We start from the raw sequence: 24,190 nt of genomic DNA, 5'->3' as shown, positions 1-24,190 counted from the left end.
GACGTCATCCTGCCGCTCCTCCGGCACCCTCGCAATCCCTGTCGTGGATGTCTGCCCCAAAGTTTAACCTTTTTTCGGGTTCGTGACCTGGACAAGCTGCCTGGTCAAGATTTGTGGCGCGCGCACGCTAAAATGTAAAGAGAATGTGAATGGCGAGACCTGTCTTTCCCCGGCGCAGTGAACAATAAGGAAAAAGTGATGAGTTTGCTTCCGGTTATGGTCATCTTCGGACTGTCGTTTCCGCCGGTGTTTTTCGAGCTGCTGGTGTCGCTGGCGCTGTTTTTTCTCTTGCGCCGCCTGCTGCAGCCGACGGGGATTTACGATTTTGTCTGGCATCCGGCGCTGTTTAATACCGCGCTGTATTGCTGCTTGTTTTATCTGATTTCGTGTCTTTTTGTTTGAGGTCGCTGTGAAAAATTTTTCGATAAAAATAACCCGAATCGCGATCACTTTGATTCTTGTGCTGCTGGGCATTGCCGCGGTATTCAAGGCCTGGGTGTTCTACACCGAGTCGCCGTGGACGCGTGACGCCAAGTTCACCGCCGACGTGGTGGCGATCGCGCCGGACGTCAGCGGCCTGCTGACCGACGTGCCGGTGGTGGACAACCAACTGGTCAAGAAAGGCCAGGTGCTGTTCGTGGTCGATCGGCCGCGTTATGAGCAGGCCTTGGCGGAAGCCGGCGCCGACGTCGCCTACTATCAGACGCTGGCGGCGGAAAAACGGCGTGAGGCCGGCCGCCGCGTGAAATTAGGCGTGCAGGCGATGTCGCAGGAAGAGATTGACCAGTCGAACAACTCGCTGCAGACCGTGCAGCACCAGTTGGCGAAGGCCATTGCGGCTCGCGAGCTGGCGCAGTTGGATCTGGAGCGCACCACGGTGCGCGCCCCGGCCGATGGCTGGATCACCAACCTCAACGTACACGCCGGTGAATACATCACCCGCGGGTCGGTTGCGGTGGCGCTGGTGAAGAAAGATTCCTTCTACATCCTGGCGTACCTGGAAGAGACCAAGCTTAACGGCCTGAATAAGGGCGATCGCGCGGAGATTACCCCGCTCGGCAGCAACCGCATCATGCATGGCACCGTCGACAGCGTGGCGGCGGCGGTGAACAACAGCAGCAGCACGGTGAACAACAAAGGGTTGGCCTCGATCGACAGCAACCTGGAGTGGGTGCGTCTGGCGCAGCGCGTGCCGGTGAAGATCCTGCTGGACGCCAAGGACCAACAGCATCCGTACCCGGCCGGCACCACCGCCACCGTGGTGATCGTCGGCAAGAACGATCGCAATGCCGACAGCGGCTCGCCTTTTGTGCGCCTGATGCACCGGCTGCGTGAGTTCGGCTAATGAGCAGCCCAACCTTTATCCGGCTGAGATTTGCCTTCAAACTCAGCTTCGCGATTGTGTTTGCGCTGTTCGTCGGCTTCCATCTCAATCTGGAAACCCCGCGCTGGTCGGCGATGACCGCCGCCATCGTCGCCGCCGGCCCGGCCTTTGCCGCCGGCGGTGAACCCTTCTCCGGCGCCATTCGTCATCGCGGCTGGCTGCGCATCATCGGCACCTTTATCGGCTGCTTCGTCGGCCTGCTCATCATCATCACCACCGCCCGCGCGCCGGTAGTGATGCTGATGCTGTGCTGCATGTGGGCCGGTTTCTGCACCTGGCTTTCTTCGCTTATCAAGGTGGAGAACTCCTACGCCTGGGGGCTGGCCGGCTATACCGCGCTGATCATCATCGTGACGGTCGCCACCAGCGAGGCCCACCTGCTGGAAGCGCCGCAGTTCGCCATCGAGCGTTGCAGCGAGATCGTGCTGGGGATCGTCAGCGCCGTGTTGGCCGATCTGCTGTTTTCGCCGCGTTCGATCAAGCAGGACATCGATCGGGCGGTGGATAAGCTGCTGGTGGATCAATACCGCCTGATGCAGATGTGCATCAGCCATGCCGACAAAGAGGACATCGACCGCGCCTGGAGCAATCTGGTGAAGAGCACCACGGCGCTGGACGGCATGCGCAACAACCTGATGATGGAATCCTCGCGCTGGCAGAAGGTCAACCGGCGGGTGAAAGCGCTGCATACCCTGTCGCTGACGCTGATCACCCAGGCCTGTGAAACCTATCTGATCTTGTTGAATCACCCGCAGGCGCTGAAAGAAAGTTTGCGGGAACAGCTGATGGTGCCGGCGGAGACCCCGCAGGAGATCCACAAACGCATGAAGCTGTTGCGTCAGGTGCTGACCACGCATCGCTCCGAGGAAACGCTGCCGACCATCACCGGCTGGGTCGGCGCGGCGACGCGCTACCTGCTGCTGTCGAAAGGCGTGCACACCAACTGCAGCATCAGCGCGGTGGAAGAGGGCGTATTGAGCAACGAAACCGTGGTCAAGCCGACCTCGGCGGAAGGGCATCACGCGATGATCAACGGCCTGCGCACCTTTGTGGCGACGGCCTTCGGCTGCCTGCTGTGGCTGTGGACCGGCTGGACGTCCGGCAGCGGTTTTATGGTGATCATCGCGGTGATCACCTCGCTGGCGATGCGCACCCCGGCGCCGCGCATGGTGGCGATGGATTTCGTGCTGGGCATGCTGGCGGCAATCCCGGTCGGTTCTCTGTTCTTCATGGTGATCCTGCCGGCGACCCAGCAGAGCATTCTGCTGTTGTGCCTCAGCCTCGGCCTGCTGGCGTTTTTCATCGGCATCGAGGTGCAGAAGCGGCGGCTCGGTTCGCTGGGGTTGTTGGCGGGGACCATCAACATTCTGGTGCTGAGCAACCCGATGGAGTTCAACGTGACCCAGTTTCTCGACGGGGCGCTGGGCCAGTTCCTCGGCAGCTGCGTTGGGCTGATGGTGCTGCTGCTGATCCGCGATAATTCGCGCGAACGCACCGGCCGCACGTTGCTCAACCAGTTCGTCAGCAGCGCGGTGTCGGCGCTGACCACCAAGGCGGCGCGCCGTCGGCAAAACCACCTGCCCGCGCTGTATCAGCAGCTTAATCAGCTGCTGATGATGTTCCCGAACGACATCGCCAAGTATCGTTTGGCGCTGAACCTGATCATCGCCCACCAGCGCATGCAGCGAGCGGAAATTCCGGCCAGCGAAGAGCTGTCGGCCTTCCACCGCCAGATCCGCAGCACCGCCGATCGGGTGGTCTCCGCCAAGAACGACGTCAAGCGCGCCTATTACTACGATCGCTTGCTGGGCGAAATGAACGAGTACCAGCAGAAGCTGGTCGACAATCAGGCGCCGCTCAGCGTCACCGGGCCGGTGAAACGCCTGGCCGACATGCTGCACCGCTATCGCCACGCCTTGATCGATTGATGCGTTCCCTCCTGTTGCGCCGCGCTGTGCGGCGCCTTCCCTGACTATACTGTAAGCAGTCGTTGTTCGGCGGGCCGTCTCAGAGCAGGCGGCTCGTTTTCAGAGAGACTCCGAGTGCCAGAACGGCTGGAAAGTGGCATCATTGACATGAATGGATGAAACCCTCACCGCCGCGAAAACGCAAGGTGTCGGTCATCTTAGTGTCATCCAGCTCGACTATATACCTAACTAGCCTGGGGGAGCTGCGGCGCTTCCGGCGGCATAATTTCAGGGAATGTCATGAACAAGCGGATTCTGTTGGCGATTGTCATCGCCGTGGTCATCGCCGTCTTCAGCGCGTTGCGCGGCAACGAGCACCGTGCGAGCGGCGGCAATGCGGCGGCGGTGCAAGCGCCGGCGGGGCAGCAACAGAGCATCGATCGGCTCACGCAGCAGCAAACGGTGGTGAGTTACCTGCAGCAGCATCAGCGGCTGCCGGATTATTACATCACCAAGAAGCAGGCGCGCGAGCAGGGCTGGGACCCGCGTTCAGGTAACCTCTGTTCGGTATTGCCGGGCAAGGCGATTGGCGGCGATCGATTTTCTAACCGTGAAGGGCAACTGCCGAGCGCCGGCGGCCGGGTCTGGCGCGAAGCGGACATCAATTACCAGTGTGGCCGGCGCGGCGCCGATCGCCTGCTGTATTCGAGCGACGGTCTGATCTTCGTCTCGCGTGACCATTACAAAAACTTCATTCGTGTGGAGTGAGTTTGATGGCAAAAGTAGAGTTTGATTTTGAGCAGATCCAGGATGTGCCGGCATTCTACCGCGATTTCGCGCATAAGTTTGCGCTGGACGAGGGGTTTGGCGCCAACCTCGACGCGCTGTGGGACGTGGTGACCGGCGATATCGGTCTGCCGGTGGAAATCGAGTTCACCCACCTCAATGCCCGCAGCAAGCGTCGTTTTGGCGCGATCATTCTGCTGTTTGAAGAAGCGGAAGAAGAGCTGGAAGGCAGCCTGCGTTTCAATATCCGCGAAAGCAGCGGCGAACCGGCGCATCACCGGGGATGAAACGGGTTCATCCCGGGATGACGGCGGCGCTTAGTCAGCCGCTTCGGCCAGCTCGCGCAGGTATTGGAAGATCTGGCGGTAAGCCTTAGGCGGCTTGTTGGCGGCCTTCTCTTTCTGCGCGTTGCGCACCAGTGAACGCAGCTGTTGACGATCGGCGGCCGGATACAGATCCAGGATCGACGGGATAGCGTCATCGCCTTCTTCCACCAGGCGGTCGCGCAGCGCTTCCAGCTTATGGAACAGCGAAACCTGCTGGTTGTGGCGGTTTTTCAGCTTGTCGAGCGCGGTCTGGATCGGCTCGATATCGCGGGCGCGCAGCATCTTGCCGATCAGCTGCAGCTGACGGCGACGGCCTTCTTTCTTGATCTTCTGCGCCAGCTCGATGGCGGCGCGCAAATCTTCGTCCAACGGAATGCGATCCAGCGCGTTTTTGCCCAGATCGACCATTTCGGCCCCCAGGTCTTTCAGCGCTTCGGCATCACGTTTAATTTCACTTTTACTGACCCAGATAATCTCGTCATCGTCCTCGTTTTCATTCTCCGGGACATCGTCGAGCCAGTCTTCAGGCTGTTTGTTCATGGTAGGCTCCGTTAAAAAGAGGCTAATCCTAACAGGTTGCCGGCTTTATGCGAAATTCAACGCGGTTCCTGTTAGACTCAACGGCAGAGATCTCAGGATTTTTGCGCGCCGCCCCGCGCGCACAACTACGCCGCTCCGGCACTTTTCTCAACGATTTTCTGATTAATTATGGCAGATTGATGAAAGTAGTCACTCAAGTTGCAGAACAGCGCAAGGCGCTGGAACAGGCCGTTTCTCAGGCTCTGGAGCTGGCCCGCGCCGGTTCCGACGCGGCGGAAGTCGCGGTCACCAAATCGACCGGCATCAGCGTCAGCACCCGCTTCGGCGAGGTGGAAAACGTCGAGTTCAACAGCGATGGCGCGCTGGGCATTACCGTGTATCACCGTCAGCGTAAAGGCAGCGCCTCTTCCACCGATCTCAGCCCGGACGCCATCGCCCGCACCGTACAGGCGGCGCTGGACATCGCGCGTTACACCTCTGAAGATCCCTGCGCCGGCCCGGCGGAGAAAGAGTTGTTGGCGTTTGAGGCGCCGGATCTCGATCTGTTCCACCCGACCGAGCTGGACGCCGAGCGCGGCATCGAGCTGGCGGCGCGCGCCGAGCAGGCTTCGCTGGCGGCGGACAAACGCATTACCAACACCGAAGGCGGCAGCTTCAACAGCCACTACGGCATCAAGGTGTTTGGCAACAGCCACGGCATGCTGCAAAGCTACTGTTCCAGCCGTCACTCGCTGTCCAGCTGCGTCATTGCGGAGCAGGACGGCGACATGGAGCGGGATTACGCTTACACCATCGGCCGTGCGATGGGCGATCTGCACAGCCCCGAGTGGGTGGGGCAGGAGTGCGCCCGCCGCACGCTGGCGCGTCTCGCGCCGCGTAAACTGTCGACCATGAAAGCGCCGGTGCTGTTCGCCTCAGAAGTGGCCACCGGGCTGTTCGGCCATCTGGTGGGGGCCATCAGCGGCAGCAGCGTCTACCGCAAATCCACTTTCCTGCTGGACGCGCTCGGCAAGCAGATCCTGCCGTCGTGGCTGACCGTCGAGGAACACCCCCATCTGCTGAAAGGGCTGGCGTCAACGCCGTTCGACAGCGAGGGCGTGCGCACCCAACGGCGCGATATCGTCAAGGATGGCGTGCTGCAAACCTGGCTGATGACCAGCTACTCGGCGCGCAAGCTGGGCCTGCACAGCACCGGCCATGCCGGCGGCATCCATAACTGGCGCATTGCCGGGCAGGGCGCAGACTTCGCCGGCATGCTGAAACAGCTTGGCACCGGCCTGGTGGTCACCGAATTGATGGGCCAGGGCGTCAGCGGCGTCACCGGCGATTATTCTCGCGGCGCCGCCGGTTTTTGGGTGGAAAATGGCGAGATCCAGTACCCGGTCAGCGAGATCACCATCGCCGGCAACCTGAAAGACATGCTGCGCAACATCGTCAGCGTCGGCAGCGATATCGAAACCCGCAGCAATATCCAGTGCGGTTCGGTGCTGCTGCCGGAAATGAAGATCGCCGGGCAGTGATCCTCTGTGCGGTCGGCGTCCGCCGGCCGCGCGTTATCCCGTCTCAACCTTGCTTACAAATCTCCGGTTTCGATTTTGCCCGGCCTTGCCTATGGTAGCGGTGGGTTAACTAAAACAATAACTGGAAGGTGAGCAAACATGCAGAATACCCTGAAAGCGCTGGCGGCGTTGACGCTGCTGGCGGCCAGTTCGCTGGCGGCCGCCGCCGATCTGGGCGACGATATGGACACCCTGGCGGAAAACTACAAAACGGTGCTGAATACCGACTCCGCCGCCACCCTCAAACAGAGCCTGCAGAACATGCGCGCCGCCGCGCAGGATGCCAAGCAGGGTACTCCGCCGAAACTGGAGAGCAAAGCCGCCGACAGCCCGGAGATGAAAGATTTCCGCAGCGGGTTGGATACCCTGATCGGCCAGATCGATCAGGCGCTGGCGCTGGTCAATCAGGGCAAAGTCGCCGAAGCCAAGCAGCTGGCGCAGGGCTTCAAGCAGACCCGCGACGCCAACCACAAGAAATTCCGCTAACCCGTCAACCGTCGCGCCCGTCTTCCGTCAGATAGGAGGAGGGCGCCTGCCCCAGCACGCGGCGAAACATGGTTGAAAACGCCGCGCTGCTGTCATATCCCATCTCCATGGCCACCTGCGTCACGCTGCGCCCTTCGGCCAGCAGCGCCAACGCCAGCACCACGCAGGCGCGCTGACGCCATTGCGAAAAAGGCAGGCCGGTCTGCGCGCGAAAGAAGCGGCTGAAGGTGCGAATACTCATGTACAGACGAGGGGCCCATTGCTGCGCGGAGTCGTGGGCGTCGGGGTGCTGCAAAAAGGCGCGGCACAGCTCGCCCAGCCGAGGATCGGCGGGCAGCGGGATGTGCAACGGCAAGGGTTGCAGCCGGGCCAGCTCGTGCAGCAGCAACGTCGCCAGCGCCCCGTCGCGTCCCTCCCGCTCATACTCCAGCGGCATGTCCACCGCCGCCATCAACAGTTGGCGCATCAGCGGGGTGACGCTAACCACCTGGCAAACCTGAGGCTGTTCGGCGGGTAATGCGCCCGGTTCGAGGTACAGACTGCGGGTAGTGACGCCGACCATCCTCACCGCGTGCGGCATCTGCGGCGGCAGCCACACCGCGTGCTGCGGCGGGACGATCCAATTGCCTTGCTGCGTGAAAACGTGCATGACGCCGGTGGCGCCGTACAACAACTGCGCGCGCCGATGGCTGTGCATCGGCAGCAAATGCCCCGGCGGATAATCGGTGCCGATGGCGATCACCGCGCGCGCTACGTGGTCGATGTCATCAATGCGGACGTTGCGCATGTGCCCCCTTTGGCGGCAGGTTGGCCGAAACGCAATGATAGTTGGCCTTTCATATAAAGCAAGCCAGCGACGGTCGCCCTACTATCGGGGCAGAAAAATAACGCTTGTCCGGGGCGCCGTTATTTTATCGGCCATAAAGCCCGCGCAAGTTTTCACACCGGGGTGAGAAGAAGGTTTTCGTTCTCGCAATACAAGAAGTTAATAAGGAATAAATCGTCATTTTATTCCAACACCTGAAGCAATAGTTCTTAGCGCAGTTCAATGACTATAAGGTGATATTTCATGTATAAGTTCGGTGTGATTGGCGGCGGAGCCGCCGGCATCTCTTTTGCGTATAACTTTATAAAAAATAAGTCGGTTAATCATTGCAAAAGGCCGCTTTCCCTGACGGTGTTCGACAAGCAGGGCTTCAAGGGCGGTATGGCATACAGCAGCGATTTTGACAGCCATATCTTAAATATGACGCCAGAAAATATGTCGGCGGATATTTTCGATGACGCGCACTTCGTCGATTGGATCGCCATGCATTTCCCGCAGTTTTGCCAGGATCGTTATCCGCCGCGTTGGCTGTATCGGGAATATCTCGATTTTATTCGCGACATGACGATGTATATGGCGGCGGACAGCAACGTGGCGCTGAATTTCGTGACCGCCGAAGTGAATGCCATTGCGCCGCACGAGGCAGGCTATCGGCTGACCACCGCCTGCGGCTCCGCCGAACAGATGAACGCGCTGGTGTTGTGTTCGGGGCATAACCCGCCGGAATGTCTCTATCCGGTGGACGGGGTGATCGCTTATCAGGCCCACCGGGATCTGCCGCCGATCAACCCTTACTCAACCATCGGCGTGATCGGCTGCAGCCTGACGGCGATCGACGCCATCGTTGAACTGATGGAGCGCCTGGGGGCCACCGATATCTGCGCCCTGTCGCGTTCGGGCCTGTTCCCCAGCGTGCAACCGGCGTTGATGCGTCCGCCGCCGGAGGCGTTTGTTGAGGGGCTGCGGCGCTTTGTCGCCGGTAACGATTTTATTGATGCGCATCAGTTGGTGCATGCGATCAACGCCGCGCTGGCGCGTCACTATCCGGGGCCGGAACGATTGACGGTGCTCTCGGCGCTGGGGGAAAGGCGCGATTGCTACCGCGATCTGGCGGACAGCCTCGACCGGGCGCGCTTTGCCCGGGAGCACATCTGCAGCTACCTGGCGGCGATCCATCCGACGGTGTGCGCCGCCTGGGTCAAAATGGATGCCAACAACCGGCAGATCTTCATGCGCTTTTACAACTCCTCCTGGATGCGCAATCGGCACGCCATGCCGATCAAGAACGCCTACAAGATCGTGGCGGCGTTGGAGAGCCAACGCCTGCGCGCCTGCGGCGGCCTGACGGATATCAGCAAGGGGGCGGACGGATTTATCCTTCGTTGCCATGAGACGCGGGTGCATGCGCAGTATCTGTTCAACTGCACCACGCCTTCTTATCAACTGCCGCCCAACCGCCTGAGCCATCAACTGCTGCAAGACGGGGTGGTGCAGGAGAACCTGTTCGGCGGCGTGAAGTGCAACCCGCACACGCTGAAAATCGCCGATCGCCGCGGCCGCGAGCAGCATCTCTACTCGCTTGGCGCGCCCGCCAAGGGCGACCTTTTTTACACCTCGGCGATGGAATCCATCACGCGAGATATCAGCAAAATCGTGTTTAACAACCCTATTTTCAACGCAAAGAAGGCTGAAGCATGAAAAACGTAGCGCTCTTTGTCGGCAACGACATTTTCTCCTGGCTGGTGTGTCAGGATCTGATCGCCGCCCTGAAAGGCGAGTGTGCTTTTACGGTATATTTCCCCCTGGCGAAAAGCGGCGGCCGCGCCCAGGAGCCGGCGGTTCGCCGCCTGGGGCTGTATGAGCGCGAGGTGCTGAACGATTTCGTGTTCCCGTTCGTTGGCCGCAACGCCGCCGCCTGTGAGGGCGCCTATCAGCCGCCGGCCCTGTTCCTGGCCGCCGCCGGGGTCAAAGCGCATCGCGTTCTCGACATCAATGACACCGCGTTTATCAGCAGCCTGGGTCATATGGACGGGGTGATTTCTTTGCGCTGTTATCAGAAATTTTCCGCCGACTATGTGCGCGCCTTCAGCCGGCGCGGCAAGCTGCTGTGGAACCTGCATCCGGGCGACTTGCCGCGCTATCGCGGGGTGATGACGCTGTTCCGCGCGATGATGAACGGTGACAAGGACTGTGCGGTGACGCTGCATGAAATGGACGAACATTGGGATGCCGGCCCGGTGCTCGCCCGCCTGCCCGCCGAGCTGCGCCACGACCTGTCGTTCCTGGAAAACATGATGTTGCTGGGCGTGCAGAGCGGCACCTTCCTGGCGCGCCAGCTTATGCGGGCGGAACGGAGCGAAGCGATAGCGGCGGAAAAGCAGGGCGATTCGCGCTATTGGGGCTTCCCGGATGCGCAGACGCTGGCGCAGGCGGAACAGGCGGGCATTGAGCTGGTGGATCATGACGCCGTGCGTGAGCAGTATCTGGGGCTGTTCGTCGGCGATCGTTTCCACCCGCTGGCGGGGCAGTTTTGCGCCGGGTTCGACGACTTCGTGCGGGCGCACGGCCATGATTGAAATGTTAATCGTGCTGGGTGCCGGTTTTCTGACCGGCATCACCACCATTCTGTTCGGCTTCGGCGGCGGCTTTGTGGTGGTGCCTTTCGTTTACCATTTGATCTCCGCCTCAGGCGAGCAGCCCGGCCAGGCGATGCATATTGCGGTGGCGACCTCGACGGCGGTGATGATCCTCAACGCGGGGTACGCCACCCTGACCAACTGGCGCAGCGGCAACCTGCTGCGGGAAACCATCGTGCCGCTGATCTTTTTTATCGGCATCGGCGCGGCACTGGGCGCGTTTGCCTCCTCGCTGCTGGCGGACGGCGTGATCCGCGTGCTGTTCGTGGTCTATATGGCGGTGACCATCGCCGACTGTCTGTTCCGCCGGGGGTTCCTGACCAAACCGGCGCGCGCTGAACTGTCCCCCGCCACGCTGTGGGGCGGTGGGCCGCTGATCGGCGGCATCGCTACGCTGCTGGGGGTGGGCGGCAGCGTGATGACCGTGCCGCTGCTGCGCCGCCATGGCTATGACATGAAGTATTGCGTCAGCGCCGCCAACCCGCTGTCGATCCCGGTGGCGGTGATCGGGGCGCTGATGTATATCGTGTTGGGGTGGCGCGAGATGAGCGGGCCGCAGTATCTGGGCTACGTCAATCTGAACATTCTGGGGCTGCTGGTGGTGGCGGGGATTGCGGGGATCGTGTTTGCCAGGCGCTGTTTGCCGAAGGTGAGCGATGCGCTGCATGCCAAAATCTACGTGCTGCTGCTGATCGCCGTGCTGATCGCTATCTGCCTCTGAAACAGAAAGGGCGGCCGGATGCCGCCCTGAGAACCGCTTAACGGTGGTATTCGCCCGCCGCTTCCGGCTGGTACAGCAATTCCAGCACTTCAATCCGCGCTTCTTCACCGTTCGGCAATTGCCAGGAGATCTGCTTGCCGACGTGCATGCCGAGCAGCGCTGCGCCCAGCGGCGCCATCACCGACAGCTGATCGTGGCTGTCTTTCAGCGAGGCCGGGTAGACCAGCGTGCGCACGTGCTCTTCATCGGTGTGCAGATCGCGAAAACGCACGCGGCTGTTCATGGTCACCACGTTGGCCGGCATTTTCTCCGGCGGCAGGATTTCCGCGCGATCCAACTCGTCGTTCAGCGCGGCGGCGACGTCGGTGTTGGCAAAGGCCGGTTGTTCCAATAGCGCATCCAGGCGTTCCGCATCCAGCTCATTAATAGTAATGATGGGTTTGGTCATTCCACTCTCCAGTCAAATCAAAGGGCGCCAGTCTGTGCACCCATAAATTCGGAAAAACAACACAAAGCAACACCCCCGCGCCAGAGGAGCGGGGGTGTGGGTAATGTCGATTTGTCCCATTGATAGTAGGCGGTTGGGGCGAGAAAAGAAAGAGATCCCGATCACGAAGGCTTTTATCGTCAATCGAGGCAAAAAAAACCGTTAGCCGGGTTATGTAATTGTTATCTCATTTACTTTTTCGCCGTAGCGCCGTTTTGCGAAATGGATCTCCACGCGTCATTCGATTTCCACTTCGAACTGGAAAAAACCGGTCTCCACAGAAAATCTTACCGGGGGTAGGGTAAAGACATCACAGAAAGCGGGTTATTCAGGTGATGCGCTTTACGGCTTACTGATTAATGTGGGATCTAGGGGTACTGAAAAGTGAATGATGGATCTGCTTCGATAAAAGAAATTGAACAATCCGATATCAGCGAAGCCGGTGAGATCACCGCTCGGGTGCTGGCGGATATTACCGCGATGCTGAATGCTGAGAATATTTATACCAATGCGGTGCAGCAACAGATGCTGGAATCGCATATTCGCGCCATGGTGCTGCGCTCAATAACCGGTGAACCGTTGCCGGAGGTGGATAAATCACTGTTCGACGAAATTTCCGCCGAGTCCATGCAAATGGCGGAGCGCGTGGTGGATCAGTTTGGCACATTGCCTATCGAAGAAGCCTATTTGCTTTCAGTGCACTTCGAAGTGGCGAAAGATAATAACGCATAGCGGTTAACGCATCGATTTCAATCAGGAGAATATACCATGGGTCAAATTACCGTAGTGATCGGCGATCGTTTAGGTAAAGGGCAAAAAGTCGGACAAGGTGTTGAAAACGCAGGCGGAAAAGCGGTGGTTATTCCCGGCGTGGCGGCGGATATGAAGCTGGGCGACGTCATGAAAGCGGAAAACGCGCAGCTGGGCATCTCTTTTTGCGGCAGCGGCGGCGCCGGCGCGATTACCGCACAAACCAAATACGGCTACAAAGCCAAATACGGCATGCGTTCGGTGGAAGAGGGCGTGACGGCAATTAATGAAGGCTGCAACGTGCTGGGTTTCGGCTTTATGGATAAAGAAGAGCTGGGCCAGAAACTGGTGGAAGCCTACGTCAAAAAACATGGCAACCCATAATGAAAGAGCAATATACCACATCGGTAAAGGTGGAGGGTAAAGGCGACAGCAAAGCGAAAGCTTTTGCTTCCGCCTTGGCTAATGTGCAGGGCGCGGTATTAAAGTCCACCAACAATATTCTGCTGCGCATAGAGCCGCAGGACGTCAGCGTGGTGAAAGCGGAAGAGAAAATAACAAAAGAGAAATTTCTTTTCTTCTTTTTGCCGCGTGAAAGAAAGAGCTATGCCGTTTCTCTGGAAATAACCGTGAACGTAACCATTATCAATACCGAGAAGGTTGTCTTCGTCACGAAATAAAAACGTTAGCATAAATGAAAGGGTATACTGATGTTTTTAATCATCTTATTTAAATCGATTATTATCGGTGGGCTGGTGGGGGTCGGCGTAGGGGCCGGCGCTGCACGCATGTTCCACGCGCCGACAACACAGGGCATGGGGGCGTTTCGCACCCTGGGCGAGCTGAACTCCTGCGAGGGCGATCCGGCTTCCCACTTCTCATTCGGTCTGGGCTTCTTCTTCAACGCCTGGGCGTCTTCCGTGGCGGCGGGCTCCTTCACGCAGGACGTCGATCACCGCATCATCCCGCACTGGGGCGCGGCGGCCCTGATGGTCAAGAACCGCAATCTGGCGCAAACGCTGCACGATCCGAAAAAAATGGCCATCGCCTGCGGCATCATCGGCATGCTGGTGGTGGCGTTCCTCAATACCACCGCTTCCGCCGTGCCTGCCGCGCTGCAGGTCACCGCGATCAAGGTGCTGGTGCCGGCAGCCAACCTGCTGGTGAACACCGTGATGCCGGTGATCTTCTGGCTGGCGGCGATCGACGCCGGGCGCCGTTCCGGCTTCTGGGGCACCATTTTCGGCGGCCTGGCGCAGCTGATCATGGGCAACGCCGTACCGGGCCTGGTGCTGGGCATTCTGATCGGCAAAGGCGTCGAAGAGAGCGGCTGGAACAAAATCACCAAGATCATGATGGCGGTGATCGTGCTGCTGTTCGTGCTGAGCGGCTTCTTCCGCGGCTTCGACATGAAAGTTCTCGAGTCCTTCAGCCTCGGCGTGCCGGGCTGGCTGGACGCCATTCACAACACCCTGAGCGGTAAATAAGGAGCGGGATGATGGAAGAGCAAACCCAAAAAGGCTTCTGGTACGCCGACTGGTCATTCCCGATTTTTGTTGGCCTGCTGTCCTCCGGCGTGTTCGCCGGGACGCACATGTACTACCTGTACGGCATCGGCGCCTTTAACGAAGTGGCCTTCGTCTCCATGCTGCGGGCGGGGATGGATACCGGCGTGTACGGCGCGGTGGCGGCGTTCGGCGCCAGCTTCCTGTTCGCGCGCATCATCGAAGGTTCGCTGGTGGGCATCCTCGACATCGGCGGCGCGATCCAGACCGGCGTCGGGCTGGGCGTACCGGCGCTGCTTTTGGGGGCCGGCATCGTGTTCCCGGTCGCCAACTTCGCCGCTTCGCTGGCCACCGGCCTGATCATCGGCCTGGCGATCGGTTATGTGATCATTCTGGCGCGCAAATTCACCATCAATCAGAGCAACTCCACCTACGGGGCAGACGTGATGATGGGCGCGGGCAACTCCTCGGGCCGCTTCCTCGGGCCGTTGATCATCCTGTCGGCGATGACCGCCTCGATCCCGATCGGCATTGGTTCGCTGCTCGGCGCGCTGCTGTTCTATATCTGGGGTAAACCGATCACCGGCGGAGCGATCCTCGGCGCGATGATCCTGGGGGCGATCTTCCCGGTAGCCATTTCTTAAGAGGCCTGCGCCAGGCGCCGCCCGAGGCTGCGGCGGCGCCCGGGCTAACAGGAGCAATGCGGTATGTATGACTTAGTAATCAGAGGCGCCAGACTGGCGGACGATACGCTGATCGATCTGGCGGTGAAAGACGGCAAAATAGCCTCGGTGGGGCGATTGGCGGCGGACGTCAGTGCCGTTCGCCAGCTGGATCTGGCGGGCAACTGCCGCCTGAGCGCCGGTTGGATCGATGCGCACGTGCACTGCTATCCCGAATCGCCGATCTACCATGACGAGCCGGATCGGGTCGGCGTCGCCAGCGGCGTCACCAGCGTGGTCGACGCCGGCAGCGCCGGCGCCGACGATATCGACGCCTTTTATCAGCTGACGCGCAGCGCCAAAACCAACGTTTTCGCCTTCCTCAACATCTCGCGTATCGGCCTGCTGCGGCAGAACGAGCTGGCGGAGTTGACGGACATCGACAAGCGCGAGGCCGGCCAGGCCATCGCCAACCATCCCGGTTTCATCATCGGCATCAAGGCGCGCATGAGCAGCAGCGTGGTGGGCAAGAACGGCACCCGGCCGCTGGTGTTGGCCAAAGAGATCCAGCAGGAAAACCGTCGGCTGCCGCTGATGGTGCATATCGGCAACAATCCGCCGGATCTGGACGACATCGCCGATCTGCTGACCCGTGGCGACATCATCACCCACTGCTACAACGGCAAACCGAACCGCATTCTGACGCCGGCGGGCACGCTGCGCGCGTCTATCCAGCGCGCGCTGCGGCGCGGCGTATTGCTCGACGTAGGGCACGGCACCGCCAGCTTCAGCTTCGAGGTGGCGCGCCAGGCGATCAAGCTGGGCATTTTGCCGCACACCATCAGCTCCGATATTTACTGCCGCAACCGCATGAACGGACCGGTGCACAGCCTGGCGACGGTGATGTCCAAATTCTTCAGCGTCGGCCTGACGCTGCCGCAGGTGATCGCCTGCGTGACGGAGAACGCCGCGTCGGCGCTGCAGCTGAGCGGCAAAGGGCGGCTGGAGCCGGGCTATGACGCCGATTTCACGCTGTTTGAGCTGCGCCGCGAACCGCAGGTATTCGCCGACGCCGAAGGGCAAACCGCCGAGGGCGAACGGCTGCTGGTGCCGCTGGCCGCGGTGGTGGCCGGGGAAATCCTATTAACCGAACAAGGGGAGGCAAGCCATGTCTTCGATTTATGAAAAATACGGTTTGAAGCAGGTGATCAACACCTCCGGCCGCATGACCATTCTCGGCGTTTCCACGCCGCGCCAGGACGTGATCGACGCCGTTGATTACGGCCTGAACCACTATTTCGAAATCAAGGATCTGGTCAACAAGACCGGCGCCTATATCGCCGATCTGCTCAACGTGGAGGACGCGGTGATCGTCTCTTGCGCCTCGGCGGGCATCGCCCAGTCGGTGGCGGCGGTGATCGTTAAAGATAACGCCAATCTGCTGGTGAACCTGCATTCGGCGCCGATCGCCGTGCCGCGCGAGATCGTGCTGCCGCGCGGCCACAACGTCAACTTCGGCGCGCCGGTGGACACCATGGTGGCGCTGGGCGGCGGCAAGGTGGTGGAGGCGGGCTACGCCAACGAATGTTCGCCGGAGCAGATTGAAGCCTGCATCACGCCGCAGACGGCGGCGATCCTGTACGTCAAATCGCACCACTGCGTGCAGAAAAGCATTCTGTCCGTCGAGCAGGCGGCGGTGGTGGCGCGCAAACATAATCTGCCGCTGATCGTCGACGCCGCGGCGGAAGAAGATCTGATGTGTTACTACCAGATGGGGGCCGATCTGGTGATCTACAGCGGCGCCAAAGCCATCGAGGGGCCGACCAGCGGCCTGGTTATCGGCAAAAAACAGTACGTCGAGTGGGTGAAGCTGCAGTCCGGCGGCATCGGCCGGGCGATGAAGGTCGGCAAAGAGGGGATTCTCGGCCTGACGCAGGCGATTGAAAGCTATCTGACGCTTGAGAAAACCACCGGGCAACAGATGGTGGAGCGGATGACGCCGTTCCTCGACGCCCTCAACACCCTGACCGGCGTCAGCGCCAAGACCGTCTGGGACAGCGCCGGCCGCGATATCGCCCGCGCCGAGATCACTTTCGACGAAGCGGTACTGGGGCGGTCGACCTATGACATCGTCCAGGCGTTGAAAACCGGCGATATCGCCATCTACTTCCGCGGCTACAAGGCCAACGAGGGCAAGATTGAAGTCGACGTGCGCAGCGTCGACGAGCGGCAACTGATGACCGTCTTTAGCTGTATCAAGAACCTGTTTACGGAGAAACAAGCATGAAGCTGCAGCCTAACTACTATCGCGACCGCGTCTGCCTGAACGTGCTGGCCGGTTCCAAAGCCAACGCGCAGGACATCTATGCCGCGGCGGAAGGGCATGTGCTGGTGGGCGTGCTCTCCAAGAACTACCCGGACGTCGACAGCGCGGTGACCGACATGCTGCGCTATGCGCGCCTGATTGAAAACGCGCTCTCGGTCGGCCTGGGCGCCGGCGATCCGAAGCAGTCGGCGATGGTCAGCCTGATCGCTCAGCAGGTGCAGCCGCAGCACGTTAACCAGGTGTTTACCGGCGTCGGCGCCAGCCGCGCGCTGCTGGGCCAGAACGACAGCGTGGTCAATGGCCTGGTGTCGCCGACCGGCCGCGTCGGCTGGGTGAAGATCTCTACCGGCCCATTGAGCGCCGCGGCGGCGGACGGCATCGTGCCGGTGGAAACCGCCATCGCCCTGCTGAAGGACATGGGCGGCAGCTCCATCAAGTATTTCCCGATGGGGGGCCTGAAGTGCAAGGACGAATACCAGTACGTAGCCAAGGCCTGTGCCGAGCATGACTTTATGCTGGAGCCGACCGGCGGCATCGATCTGGAAAACTACGAGCCGATCGTCGAGATCGCGCTGGCGGCCGGTGTGAAACGCGTGATCCCGCATATCTACAGCTCGATCATCGACGCCGCCAGTGGCGACACGCGGCCGCAGGACGTGAAAGCCCTGCTGGCGATGACCAAAAAGCTGGTGGGCTGAACGCGTAATGGGATGAGGTAAACGCAGGGAGGCGAAGGTTTTCCCGTGGCGCGGCATGCCGCGCCGTTACCTATAGCCTATAGCTTTCAAGTTGCAGCTAGGCGGCAAGCGCAGGAGCCCCAGGAGCTTACTTAAGTAAGTGACTGGGGTGAGTGTGGGCAGCCAACAACGCTGCGGCTTGAAAGATGACGGGTATATACTGAGGACTACTATGCGAAACTGGCAGGTTCCAACCCGACGCGCCGCGTTGTTTCTGGCGCTGCTGGCCGTGACCGGCCCGGCGCTGCATGCTGAGGATGCAATGAACTCCACGTCATCTCATTTTGCCTATATCGGCACCTACAATCCCAACGGCGAAGGCGTTTACCGAGTGCGGGTCGATCCGGCCAGCGGCGCGTTGAGCCACGCCACGCTGGTCAGCAACGTGCCGAATCCGGCGCAGCTGACGTTGGGCGCCGATGGCAAGACGCTGTATGTCGCCAGCGAAGTGGCCGATTTCAACGGCGGCAAGCACGGCGGCATCACCGCTTACCGGATCAATCCGGCCGATGGCGCACTGACGCAGCTCAACCAGGTGGATTCGCAGGGGGCGGGGCCGGTGTATCTCACCTCGACGCCGGACGGGCGGCATCTGCTGGTGGCGAACTACGTCAGCGGCAGCGTGGCGGTCTTCCCGATTGAAGCGGACGGCAGCCTGGGCGCCGCCAGCTCGGTGCAGCAGCAACAGGGCCCGGCGGGCGCGGCTAAACCGGCGGCCGCGGTGAACGGCAGCTTCGCCGTCAGCGATCACAACGGCCCGCATGCTCATATGATCGCCAGCGATCCGAGCGGCAAGTTCGTGTTCTCCACCGATCTGGGGTTGGATCGCATCTACCAATGGCGCTTTGACGCGGCGAGCGGCCGGCTGACGCCGAACGATCCGCCGTGGATCGCCGCCTCTTCCGCCGGCGCGGGGCCGCGTCACTTTGTGTTCCATCCGGACGGCAACACCGTGCTGCTGGTGAACGAAGAGGCCTCGACGTTGACCAGCTACCGTTTTGATCGCCAAAAAGGTACTCTGAAACAACTGCATGCGGTTTCCGCGCTGCCCGCCGACTATCAGGGCACCAGCTTCGCTTCGGGGCTGGCGCTCAGCAAGAACGGCGACACGCTGTACGTCGCCAACCGGCTGCATAACAGCATTGCCCAGTTCAGCGTGGGCGCCGGCGGTGAGTTGAAACCGGTGGCGGAAACCTGGACGCGTGGCGATTATCCGCGTTCGCTGGCGCTGAGCTTGGATGGCCGCTATCTGTATGCGTTGAACCAGCGCAGCGATAACGTCACCCGCTTCAGCGTCAACCCGACGGACGGCAAACTCAGCTTTGTGGGCGGCTATCTGCCGATCGGCAGCCCCTCGCAAATGGCGTTTCTGCCGCCGGCGAAGTAACCCGTGGCCCGCCCGGTTCGCCGGGTGGGCCGCCTGATTGACGGACACAGAATGGTGCGATTTCCTTACCCGCGTTTGGCTTACTTGTTCGATGCTTTGCAAACCGAGACTTTGCCGCAGGATGAGCTGGCGAAGCGTTTCGCCGTGTCCACCCGCACGGTGCGTGCGGATATCACCGCGCTGAACGAGATCCTGGACAAATACGGCGCGCGCTTCGTGCATAGCCGCGGGGCCGGCTATCGTTTGCAGGTCGATAATGCTGCGCTGTTCAGCGCCCTGCAGCATCAGGAGCGCCGCAAACACGCCACCCCGCGCAGCGCGCAGGAGCGGGTGCATTATCTGCTGGTGCGTTTTTTGACCTCAGCCTTCTCCCTCAAACTGGAAGATCTGGCTGACGAGTGGTTCGTCAGCCGCGGCACGCTGCAAAACGACATGGCTGAGGTGAGAGAGCGTCTGGCGCACTATCAATTAACGATCGAAACCAAGCCGCGTTACGGCATGAAGCTGTTCGGCGCGGAGATGGCGATCCGCGCCTGCCTGACCGACCTGCTGTTCCAGCTGCAGTTGGCCGACGCCGAGAACCCGCTGCTCAACAACGAGATCCTGCTGCAGCCGCAGGTGGCGGCGTTCGCCGGCTTGCTGCACCCGCTGCTGTCGCAATACGCCATTCGCCTGACCGACGAGGGCGAGCAGTACCTGATTTTCTACTGCGCGGTGGCGCTGCGGCGCATCAACGATGGCTATCCGCTGTCGGACTTCGAGGTGGAGGACGGCGACGAGGCGGTGCGCCAGGTGTCGACCCGCCTGGCGGCCGAGCTGCGTGCGGCCTCCGGCAAAGAGATCTCGATGGCCGAAGAGGCCTATCTGCGGGTCAACATCGCCGCGCGCCGCGTGCAGGACGTGCAGCCGACCGAAATCAACGCCGACGATGAAGAAGCGCTGGTGGACTACATCCTGTCCTACATCAACGCACACTATAACTACAACCTGCAGGGCGACGAGCAGTTGCGGGCCGATCTGCTTACCCATATCAAGACCATGATTACGCGGGTGAAATACCAGATCAACATCCCCAATCCGCTGTTGGCCAACATCAAGCAGCACTATCCGATGGCTTACGACGTGACGCTGGCGGCGGTCTCCAGCTGGGGCAAGTACACGCCTTATACGCTGAGCGAGAACGAAATCGGTTATCTGGTGCTGCACATCGGCGTGGGGCTGGAGCGGCATTACAACATCGGTTATGAACGCCACCCGCAGGTGATGCTGGTGTGCGACACCGGCAACTCGACGGTGCGCATGATCCAGGCGCAGATTGCGCGCAAGTACCCGCAGCTGGTGATGACGCGCATCGTCTCGCTGCGCGATTACGAGATGCTCGCGCACATCGACGAAGACTTCGTGATTTCTAACGCCCGCATCGGCGAGAAGAACAAGCCGGTGGTGGTGATGTCGCCGTTCCCGACCGATTATCAGCTGGAGCAACTGGGCAAACTGGTGCTGGTGGATCGCACCAGGCCGTACATGCTGGAGAAGTTCTTCGACGCCGAGCATTTCATGGTTCTCAACGAGCCGCTGACGCAGGCGGAACTGTTCAGCCGGGTGTGCGGCCAGCTGGAGCGGGAAGGGTACGTCGGCGCGGACTTTTATCCGTCGGTGGTCGAACGCGAGGCGATCGTCTCCACACTGCTGGGCGAAGGCATCGCGCTGCCGCACTCGCTGGGGCTGCTGGCGAAAAAGACCGTGGTGGTGACGCTACTGGCGCCGCAGGGCGTCGCCTGGGGCGAGGGCGAAGTCGCGCACGTGATTTTCCTGCTGGCGATCAGCAAGAGTGACTATGAAGAGGCGATGGCGATCTACGAGCTGTTCGTCACCTTCGTGCGTGAACGCTCAATGAGCCGCCTGCTGGGCAGCGACAGCTTCGACAGCTTCAAAGCGGTGGCGCTGGACTGCCTGAGCCGGAGTTGAGGGGCTAATCCGCTTCCGGCAGGAACAGGGCTGGGGGCAGATTGAAGCGTTTGGCCAGCGCCATAATGTGCGGAATGGTCAGCGATCTTTTGCCGTTCAGGATTTGGTTAACCAACGACTTTTTGCCGATCTCCTGTTCAAAATCACTTTGGCTGAGTTGGTGCTGTTCCATCAATACGCGAAGCGCGGCCACCCCTTGCGGGAGTTGGGCGATACGCTGGTTGAATGCGGTAAATTCGGCGCTGTTGTCTTCATATTCGGCGATTTTTTTTGCCAACATGTCAATCAGCGGATGGCGTTCATCGTTTTCCAGCAGATATTCCACCAATTCGAGCGCTTCTCGGTAGTCTTGCTGAGCGTGGCTGCCCTGCAATAAGGGTACGGCGCGCAGTAGCGCATCGGCCGCCTTAATGGCATCTGTAATCATGACGAACTCCTTCGATAGTGCTGCATCAGCTTGTCGTATTCGGCGTGGCTAACGATATGCTTTATGAAGACTTTCTGTGTCTCGAAGCTGGCAAAGAACAAGATCCGCAGGTGGTTGCCGCCGACGTCAATGACCCACCATTTCTCTTTGTGCTTCATACGATCGAGCGAAGGAAAAAGCGCTTTTAACTCGTCCGGCGTGCGGAACTCGCCCCGTCGCAACGCTTTATAAATGGCCTCGAGAGCAGTGGCTTCATTGGGATATTGCTTCGTTGCGTTATTGAACGGTTCCCTGGAAATGATATGCATCGTTCCTTCGATTCCTACCCGGTGAACATTATAGCGACTGCCGGTGAAGTTCACAAATTGTAAACTTTCTGTTGTCCCGCAAGCAAAGCGTGGGGAAACATCCGCCTGTTGTCTGTTTTTGCGTTACACACTATTGCGATTAACGTGGTGGGGGTAAATCCATGACGTGAATTTACAGGCGGTTACGGCTGATTCTGGAAGCGGATTCGCAAAATGAGAAACGGGAGGGCTACGTTATGGGAGGGGCGGAGGCAACACATGCGCCGAGGCGACGCATGGGAAGAGTCTCAGCGGCTAATCTTCATCAAACCCGGAGTTGAACAGCTCGACCACCGCCGCCAGCGCGTTGACTTCATCGGGGCCGGTCGCTTCGACTTCGATGTGCCGACCCTGGGCGGAGTCCAGCATCAGCAGCGCGATGACGCTGCTGGCTTCGGCTTCGGTGCCGCTTTCGTTGCGCAGCATCACTTCGGCGTCGAAGCTTTGCACCAGTTCGAACAGTTTCATCGCCGGGCGCGCGTGCATGCCCAGCTTGTTTTTGATTTCAACCGTCTGTTTGACCGTCATTGTTTGCGCTTTTCCAGCGTGCGGTGGCGCGATTGCACGTTCTTGCCGCGCGAGCGGAAGTAATCGGCCAGCTGTTCCGCCACGTACACCGAACGGTGTTTGCCGCCGGTACAGCCGATGGCGACCGTCAGGTAGCTGCGGTTGTTGGTTTCCAGCATCGGCAGCCACTGTTCCAGATAGCTGCGGGTCTGGTAGATGAAGTTGTGTACTTCGGTATGGCGATCGAGGAACGACGCCACCGGTTTGTCCAGGCCGGTCATCGGCCGCAGCTTCGGATCCCAGTGCGGGTTCGGCAGGAAGCGCACGTCGAACACGTAGTCGGCGTCGATCGGGATACCGTGTTTGAAGCCGAAGGATTCGAACACCATGGTCAGTTCGCGCTCGCGCTTGCCCAGCAGGCGGGTGCGCAGCATTTCGGCCAGCTCATGCACCGACATTTCCGAGGTGTCGATAATCAGGTCCGCCCGCGAGCGCAGCGGTTCGAGCAGGTCGCTCTCTTCGTCGATGGCGCTTTCCAGCGACAGGTTTTTGCTGGAGAGCGGGTGCAGGCGGCGGGTGTCGCTGTAACGGCGGATCAGCGTGTTGCGATCGGCGTCGAGGAACAGCAGCTGCGGCGAGAAGCTGTCCGGCAGCTGAGTCATCGCGTATTCGAACACTTCCGGTGATTCAGGCATGTTGCGCACGTCGATGCTGACCGCCGCGGAGATATTGCGTTCCGCCAGCGTATTGGCGAGCTGCGGCAGCAGCACCACCGGCAGGTTGTCAACGCAGTAAAAACCCATGTCTTCCAGCGCCCGCAAGGCGACGGATTTTCCGGAACCGGAACGGCCGCTGACAATCATCAGCACCATGTGGCAACTCCCCTGGCATCGCGGCGGCGTTCATCGCCACCGTTAAACTTTGTTATTCCGGCCGTGGCCGGATCCATCATCGTAAAACAGTATCGTTATCCGGGCTGGAAGTCACGCCGGCCGGGCATCACTCGGTGATGATTTGGTAAAGTTCTTCGTCGCTCTGCGCGGCGCGCAGGCGGCGGCATACGGTTTTGTCGGCCAGGCGTTTGGCGACCAGCGACAGCGTATGCAAATGAGTTTTGCACTGATCGGCAGGCACCAGCAGCGCGAACAGCAGGTCGACCGGCTGGTTGTCGATAGCGTCGAAAGCGATGGGTTGGTCGAGACGGATAAACACGCCAACGGCCCGCAGTGTGTCCTCTTCCAGTTTGCCGTGGGGAATGGCGATACCGTTGCCGATACCGGTGCTGCCCATGCGCTCCCGGGTGAGAACCGCGTCAAACACCACCTGCGAAGGCAGGTTGAGCTGTTTGGCGGCCAGTTCGCTGATAATTTCCAAAGCCCGCTTCTTGCTGGTGCAGTGTACCGAGCTTTTGGTGCACTCGATGTTTAACACCGAGCTTAATTGCATATATTCGTTGTTCATCTCATCTTCACTTAAAACCGCGCCGCCGGGCGTGCCCGGCAAGGCGGTTTTTCGTCGGTTTTGACCCTGATTACCGTTCGGCGCGTCACCCATGCGGGTCACGCGCCGAAGGGGGAGGCGGCGACGGATGCCGCCTCATGGAATGGGTTAGGGTGTCAGTGTTGCTTCAATTTGTCTTTATGTTTGTTCAATTGACGTGCCAATTTGTCGATCAGCGTATCAATTGCGGCATACATATTCTCGTCTTCCGAGGTGGCGTGCAACTCGCCTCCATTCACGTGCACCGTTGCTTCCGCAATTTGCTGCACTTTTTCCACACTTAATACAACATACACCTGATTGATGCGATCAAAATACTGTTCGAGTTTGGCGAACTTGTTGTTCACGAACTCGCGCAACGGATCGGTGATTTCGATGTGGTGTCCGGTAATGTTGAGCTGCATAGTGTCTTCCTT

29 protein-coding genes are annotated in these 24,190 nt (G+C 60.1%); 20 read left to right on the top strand and 9 right to left on the bottom strand.

The features are described from left to right. The first annotated feature begins 198 nt into the window (after positions 1-198). The 5 genes from aaeX to IMX17_RS19565 all read left to right on the top strand — a co-directional run bounded on the left by aaeX (position 199) and on the right by IMX17_RS19565 (position 4,364). On the top strand, positions 199-402 hold the full coding sequence (gene aaeX, locus IMX17_RS19585) for a p-hydroxybenzoic acid efflux pump operon protein AaeX (protein WP_004936952.1): 204 nt from the start codon (positions 199-201) through the stop codon (positions 400-402). Positions 403-409: 7 nt separating this feature from the next. Then, complete coding sequence (gene aaeA / locus IMX17_RS19580; protein WP_033644462.1) at positions 410-1,345, top strand: p-hydroxybenzoic acid efflux pump subunit AaeA; 936 nt, start codon at positions 410-412, stop codon at positions 1,343-1,345. Next, positions 1,345-3,312, top strand: a complete 1,968-nt coding sequence (gene aaeB / locus IMX17_RS19575; RefSeq protein WP_033644464.1) for a p-hydroxybenzoic acid efflux pump subunit AaeB — start codon at positions 1,345-1,347, stop codon at positions 3,310-3,312. Before aaeA ends, aaeB begins: the two co-directional genes overlap by 1 nt. Positions 3,313-3,591: 279 nt before the next feature. After that, the gene (locus IMX17_RS19570) at positions 3,592-4,059 is read left to right on the top strand and encodes a ribonuclease (RefSeq protein WP_182265468.1); all 468 of its coding nucleotides are present in this window, start codon (positions 3,592-3,594) and stop codon (positions 4,057-4,059) included. Between the two features lie 5 nt (positions 4,060-4,064). Then, entirely contained in the window at positions 4,065-4,364 is a 300-nt protein-coding gene (locus tag IMX17_RS19565) for a barstar family protein (protein WP_033644909.1), read from the top strand. A 30-nt stretch (positions 4,365-4,394) separates the two neighbouring features. Here the strand turns inward: IMX17_RS19565 and yjgA are convergent, their stop codons facing one another. Continuing rightward, positions 4,395-4,943, bottom strand: coding sequence for a ribosome biogenesis factor YjgA (gene yjgA / locus IMX17_RS19560; protein WP_019453156.1), 549 nt, complete (start codon positions 4,941-4,943; stop codon positions 4,395-4,397). 179 nt (positions 4,944-5,122) lie between these two features. On the opposite strand from yjgA, the gene pmbA reads away from it, so the two are divergent. Next, the gene (pmbA, locus tag IMX17_RS19555; RefSeq protein WP_046897230.1) at positions 5,123-6,463 is read left to right on the top strand and encodes a metalloprotease PmbA; all 1,341 of its coding nucleotides are present in this window, start codon (positions 5,123-5,125) and stop codon (positions 6,461-6,463) included. A gap of 138 nt (positions 6,464-6,601) precedes the next feature. Further along, positions 6,602-6,988, top strand: coding sequence for a cytochrome b562 (gene cybC / locus IMX17_RS19550; protein ID WP_046897231.1), 387 nt, complete (start codon positions 6,602-6,604; stop codon positions 6,986-6,988). A 4-nt stretch (positions 6,989-6,992) separates the two neighbouring features. Here cybC and IMX17_RS19545 read toward each other — a convergent pair whose 3' ends face one another. Next, a complete protein-coding gene (locus IMX17_RS19545; protein ID WP_033644472.1) occupies positions 6,993-7,775 on the bottom strand; it encodes a helix-turn-helix domain-containing protein in 783 nt (260 codons plus the stop codon). 282 nt (positions 7,776-8,057) lie between these two features. Here IMX17_RS19545 and IMX17_RS19540 point away from each other — a divergent pair, with 282 nt between their 5' ends. The 3 genes from IMX17_RS19540 to IMX17_RS19530 are packed head-to-tail and all read left to right on the top strand — an operon-like array spanning position 8,058 to position 11,171. After that, positions 8,058-9,512, top strand: a complete 1,455-nt coding sequence (locus tag IMX17_RS19540; RefSeq protein ID WP_182265466.1) for an FAD/NAD(P)-binding protein — start codon at positions 8,058-8,060, stop codon at positions 9,510-9,512. Further along, complete coding sequence (locus IMX17_RS19535; RefSeq protein WP_182265465.1) at positions 9,509-10,390, top strand: formyltransferase family protein; 882 nt, start codon at positions 9,509-9,511, stop codon at positions 10,388-10,390. The genes IMX17_RS19540 and IMX17_RS19535 overlap by 4 nt, the downstream gene beginning before the upstream one ends. Then, positions 10,383-11,171, top strand: coding sequence for a sulfite exporter TauE/SafE family protein (locus IMX17_RS19530; protein WP_046897234.1), 789 nt, complete (start codon positions 10,383-10,385; stop codon positions 11,169-11,171). Before IMX17_RS19535 ends, IMX17_RS19530 begins: the two co-directional genes overlap by 8 nt. 37 nt (positions 11,172-11,208) lie before the next feature. Here IMX17_RS19530 and rnk read toward each other — a convergent pair whose 3' ends face one another. Next, positions 11,209-11,619: a nucleoside diphosphate kinase regulator gene (gene rnk / locus IMX17_RS19525; protein ID WP_004936993.1), complete on the bottom strand. Its 411-nt coding sequence runs from the start codon at positions 11,617-11,619 to the stop codon at positions 11,209-11,211. Positions 11,620-12,063: 444 nt separating this feature from the next. On the opposite strand from rnk, the gene IMX17_RS19520 reads away from it, so the two are divergent. The 10 genes from IMX17_RS19520 (at position 12,064) to IMX17_RS19475 (ending at position 20,993) form a co-directional block, all read left to right on the top strand. Beyond that, positions 12,064-12,390 (top strand): glycine dehydrogenase, encoded by a 327-nt coding sequence (locus IMX17_RS19520; protein ID WP_089192640.1) that lies wholly within the window; start codon positions 12,064-12,066, stop codon positions 12,388-12,390. A gap of 36 nt (positions 12,391-12,426) precedes the next feature. Further along, positions 12,427-12,792, top strand: coding sequence for a glycine-rich SFCGS family protein (locus tag IMX17_RS19515; protein ID WP_004937000.1), 366 nt, complete (start codon positions 12,427-12,429; stop codon positions 12,790-12,792). Further along, a complete protein-coding gene (locus tag IMX17_RS19510; protein WP_004937003.1) occupies positions 12,792-13,088 on the top strand; it encodes a DUF4312 family protein in 297 nt (98 codons plus the stop codon). The genes IMX17_RS19515 and IMX17_RS19510 overlap by 1 nt, the downstream gene beginning before the upstream one ends. 30 nt (positions 13,089-13,118) lie before the next feature. After that, a complete protein-coding gene (locus tag IMX17_RS19505; RefSeq protein ID WP_004937006.1) occupies positions 13,119-13,895 on the top strand; it encodes a DUF4311 domain-containing protein in 777 nt (258 codons plus the stop codon). An 11-nt stretch (positions 13,896-13,906) separates the two neighbouring features. Next, complete coding sequence (locus IMX17_RS19500; protein ID WP_004937013.1) at positions 13,907-14,557, top strand: DUF4310 family protein; 651 nt, start codon at positions 13,907-13,909, stop codon at positions 14,555-14,557. Positions 14,558-14,620: 63 nt separating this feature from the next. Further along, positions 14,621-15,760 (top strand): amidohydrolase/deacetylase family metallohydrolase, encoded by a 1,140-nt coding sequence (locus IMX17_RS19495; protein ID WP_046897236.1) that lies wholly within the window; start codon positions 14,621-14,623, stop codon positions 15,758-15,760. Further along, the gene (locus IMX17_RS19490; RefSeq protein WP_046897237.1) at positions 15,744-16,862 is read left to right on the top strand and encodes a DgaE family pyridoxal phosphate-dependent ammonia lyase; all 1,119 of its coding nucleotides are present in this window, start codon (positions 15,744-15,746) and stop codon (positions 16,860-16,862) included. Before IMX17_RS19495 ends, IMX17_RS19490 begins: the two co-directional genes overlap by 17 nt. Beyond that, positions 16,859-17,599 carry a KDGP aldolase family protein gene (locus IMX17_RS19485; RefSeq protein WP_046897238.1) on the top strand — a complete coding sequence of 247 codons (741 nt, stop codon included), beginning with the start codon at positions 16,859-16,861 and terminating at the stop codon, positions 17,597-17,599. Before IMX17_RS19490 ends, IMX17_RS19485 begins: the two co-directional genes overlap by 4 nt. A 211-nt stretch (positions 17,600-17,810) precedes the next feature. Beyond that, entirely contained in the window at positions 17,811-19,025 is a 1,215-nt protein-coding gene (locus tag IMX17_RS19480) for a lactonase family protein (RefSeq protein WP_046897239.1), read from the top strand. A 51-nt stretch (positions 19,026-19,076) separates the two neighbouring features. Next, positions 19,077-20,993, top strand: coding sequence for a transcription antiterminator (locus IMX17_RS19475; RefSeq protein WP_033644486.1), 1,917 nt, complete (start codon positions 19,077-19,079; stop codon positions 20,991-20,993). A gap of 4 nt (positions 20,994-20,997) precedes the next feature. Here the strand turns inward: IMX17_RS19475 and IMX17_RS19470 are convergent, their stop codons facing one another. From IMX17_RS19470 to hpf, 6 genes are all read right to left on the bottom strand, one after another. Beyond that, the gene (locus IMX17_RS19470; RefSeq protein WP_182265462.1) at positions 20,998-21,420 is read right to left on the bottom strand and encodes a type II toxin-antitoxin system HigA family antitoxin; all 423 of its coding nucleotides are present in this window, start codon (positions 21,418-21,420) and stop codon (positions 20,998-21,000) included. Next, complete coding sequence (locus IMX17_RS19465; RefSeq protein WP_046897240.1) at positions 21,417-21,728, bottom strand: type II toxin-antitoxin system HigB family toxin; 312 nt, start codon at positions 21,726-21,728, stop codon at positions 21,417-21,419. The genes IMX17_RS19470 and IMX17_RS19465 overlap by 4 nt, the downstream gene beginning before the upstream one ends. A 294-nt stretch (positions 21,729-22,022) precedes the next feature. Beyond that, a complete protein-coding gene (gene npr, locus IMX17_RS19460; RefSeq protein ID WP_004937034.1) occupies positions 22,023-22,295 on the bottom strand; it encodes a PTS phosphocarrier protein NPr in 273 nt (90 codons plus the stop codon). Continuing rightward, on the bottom strand, positions 22,292-23,146 hold the full coding sequence (rapZ, locus tag IMX17_RS19455; RefSeq protein ID WP_015379177.1) for an RNase adapter RapZ: 855 nt from the start codon (positions 23,144-23,146) through the stop codon (positions 22,292-22,294). The genes npr and rapZ overlap by 4 nt, the downstream gene beginning before the upstream one ends. Positions 23,147-23,273: 127 nt before the next feature. Then, positions 23,274-23,735 carry a PTS IIA-like nitrogen regulatory protein PtsN gene (gene ptsN / locus IMX17_RS19450; RefSeq protein ID WP_016930212.1) on the bottom strand — a complete coding sequence of 154 codons (462 nt, stop codon included), beginning with the start codon at positions 23,733-23,735 and terminating at the stop codon, positions 23,274-23,276. 155 nt (positions 23,736-23,890) lie between these two features. Then, positions 23,891-24,178 (bottom strand): ribosome hibernation promoting factor, encoded by a 288-nt coding sequence (gene hpf, locus IMX17_RS19445; RefSeq protein ID WP_004937038.1) that lies wholly within the window; start codon positions 24,176-24,178, stop codon positions 23,891-23,893. Between the last annotated feature and the right edge of the window lie 12 nt (positions 24,179-24,190).

Source organism: Serratia sp. X3 (assembly GCF_014982455.1).
Lineage (GTDB): Bacteria > Pseudomonadota > Gammaproteobacteria > Enterobacterales > Enterobacteriaceae > Serratia > Serratia ureilytica.
This window is presented reverse-complemented; position numbering and strand designations above follow the sequence as displayed.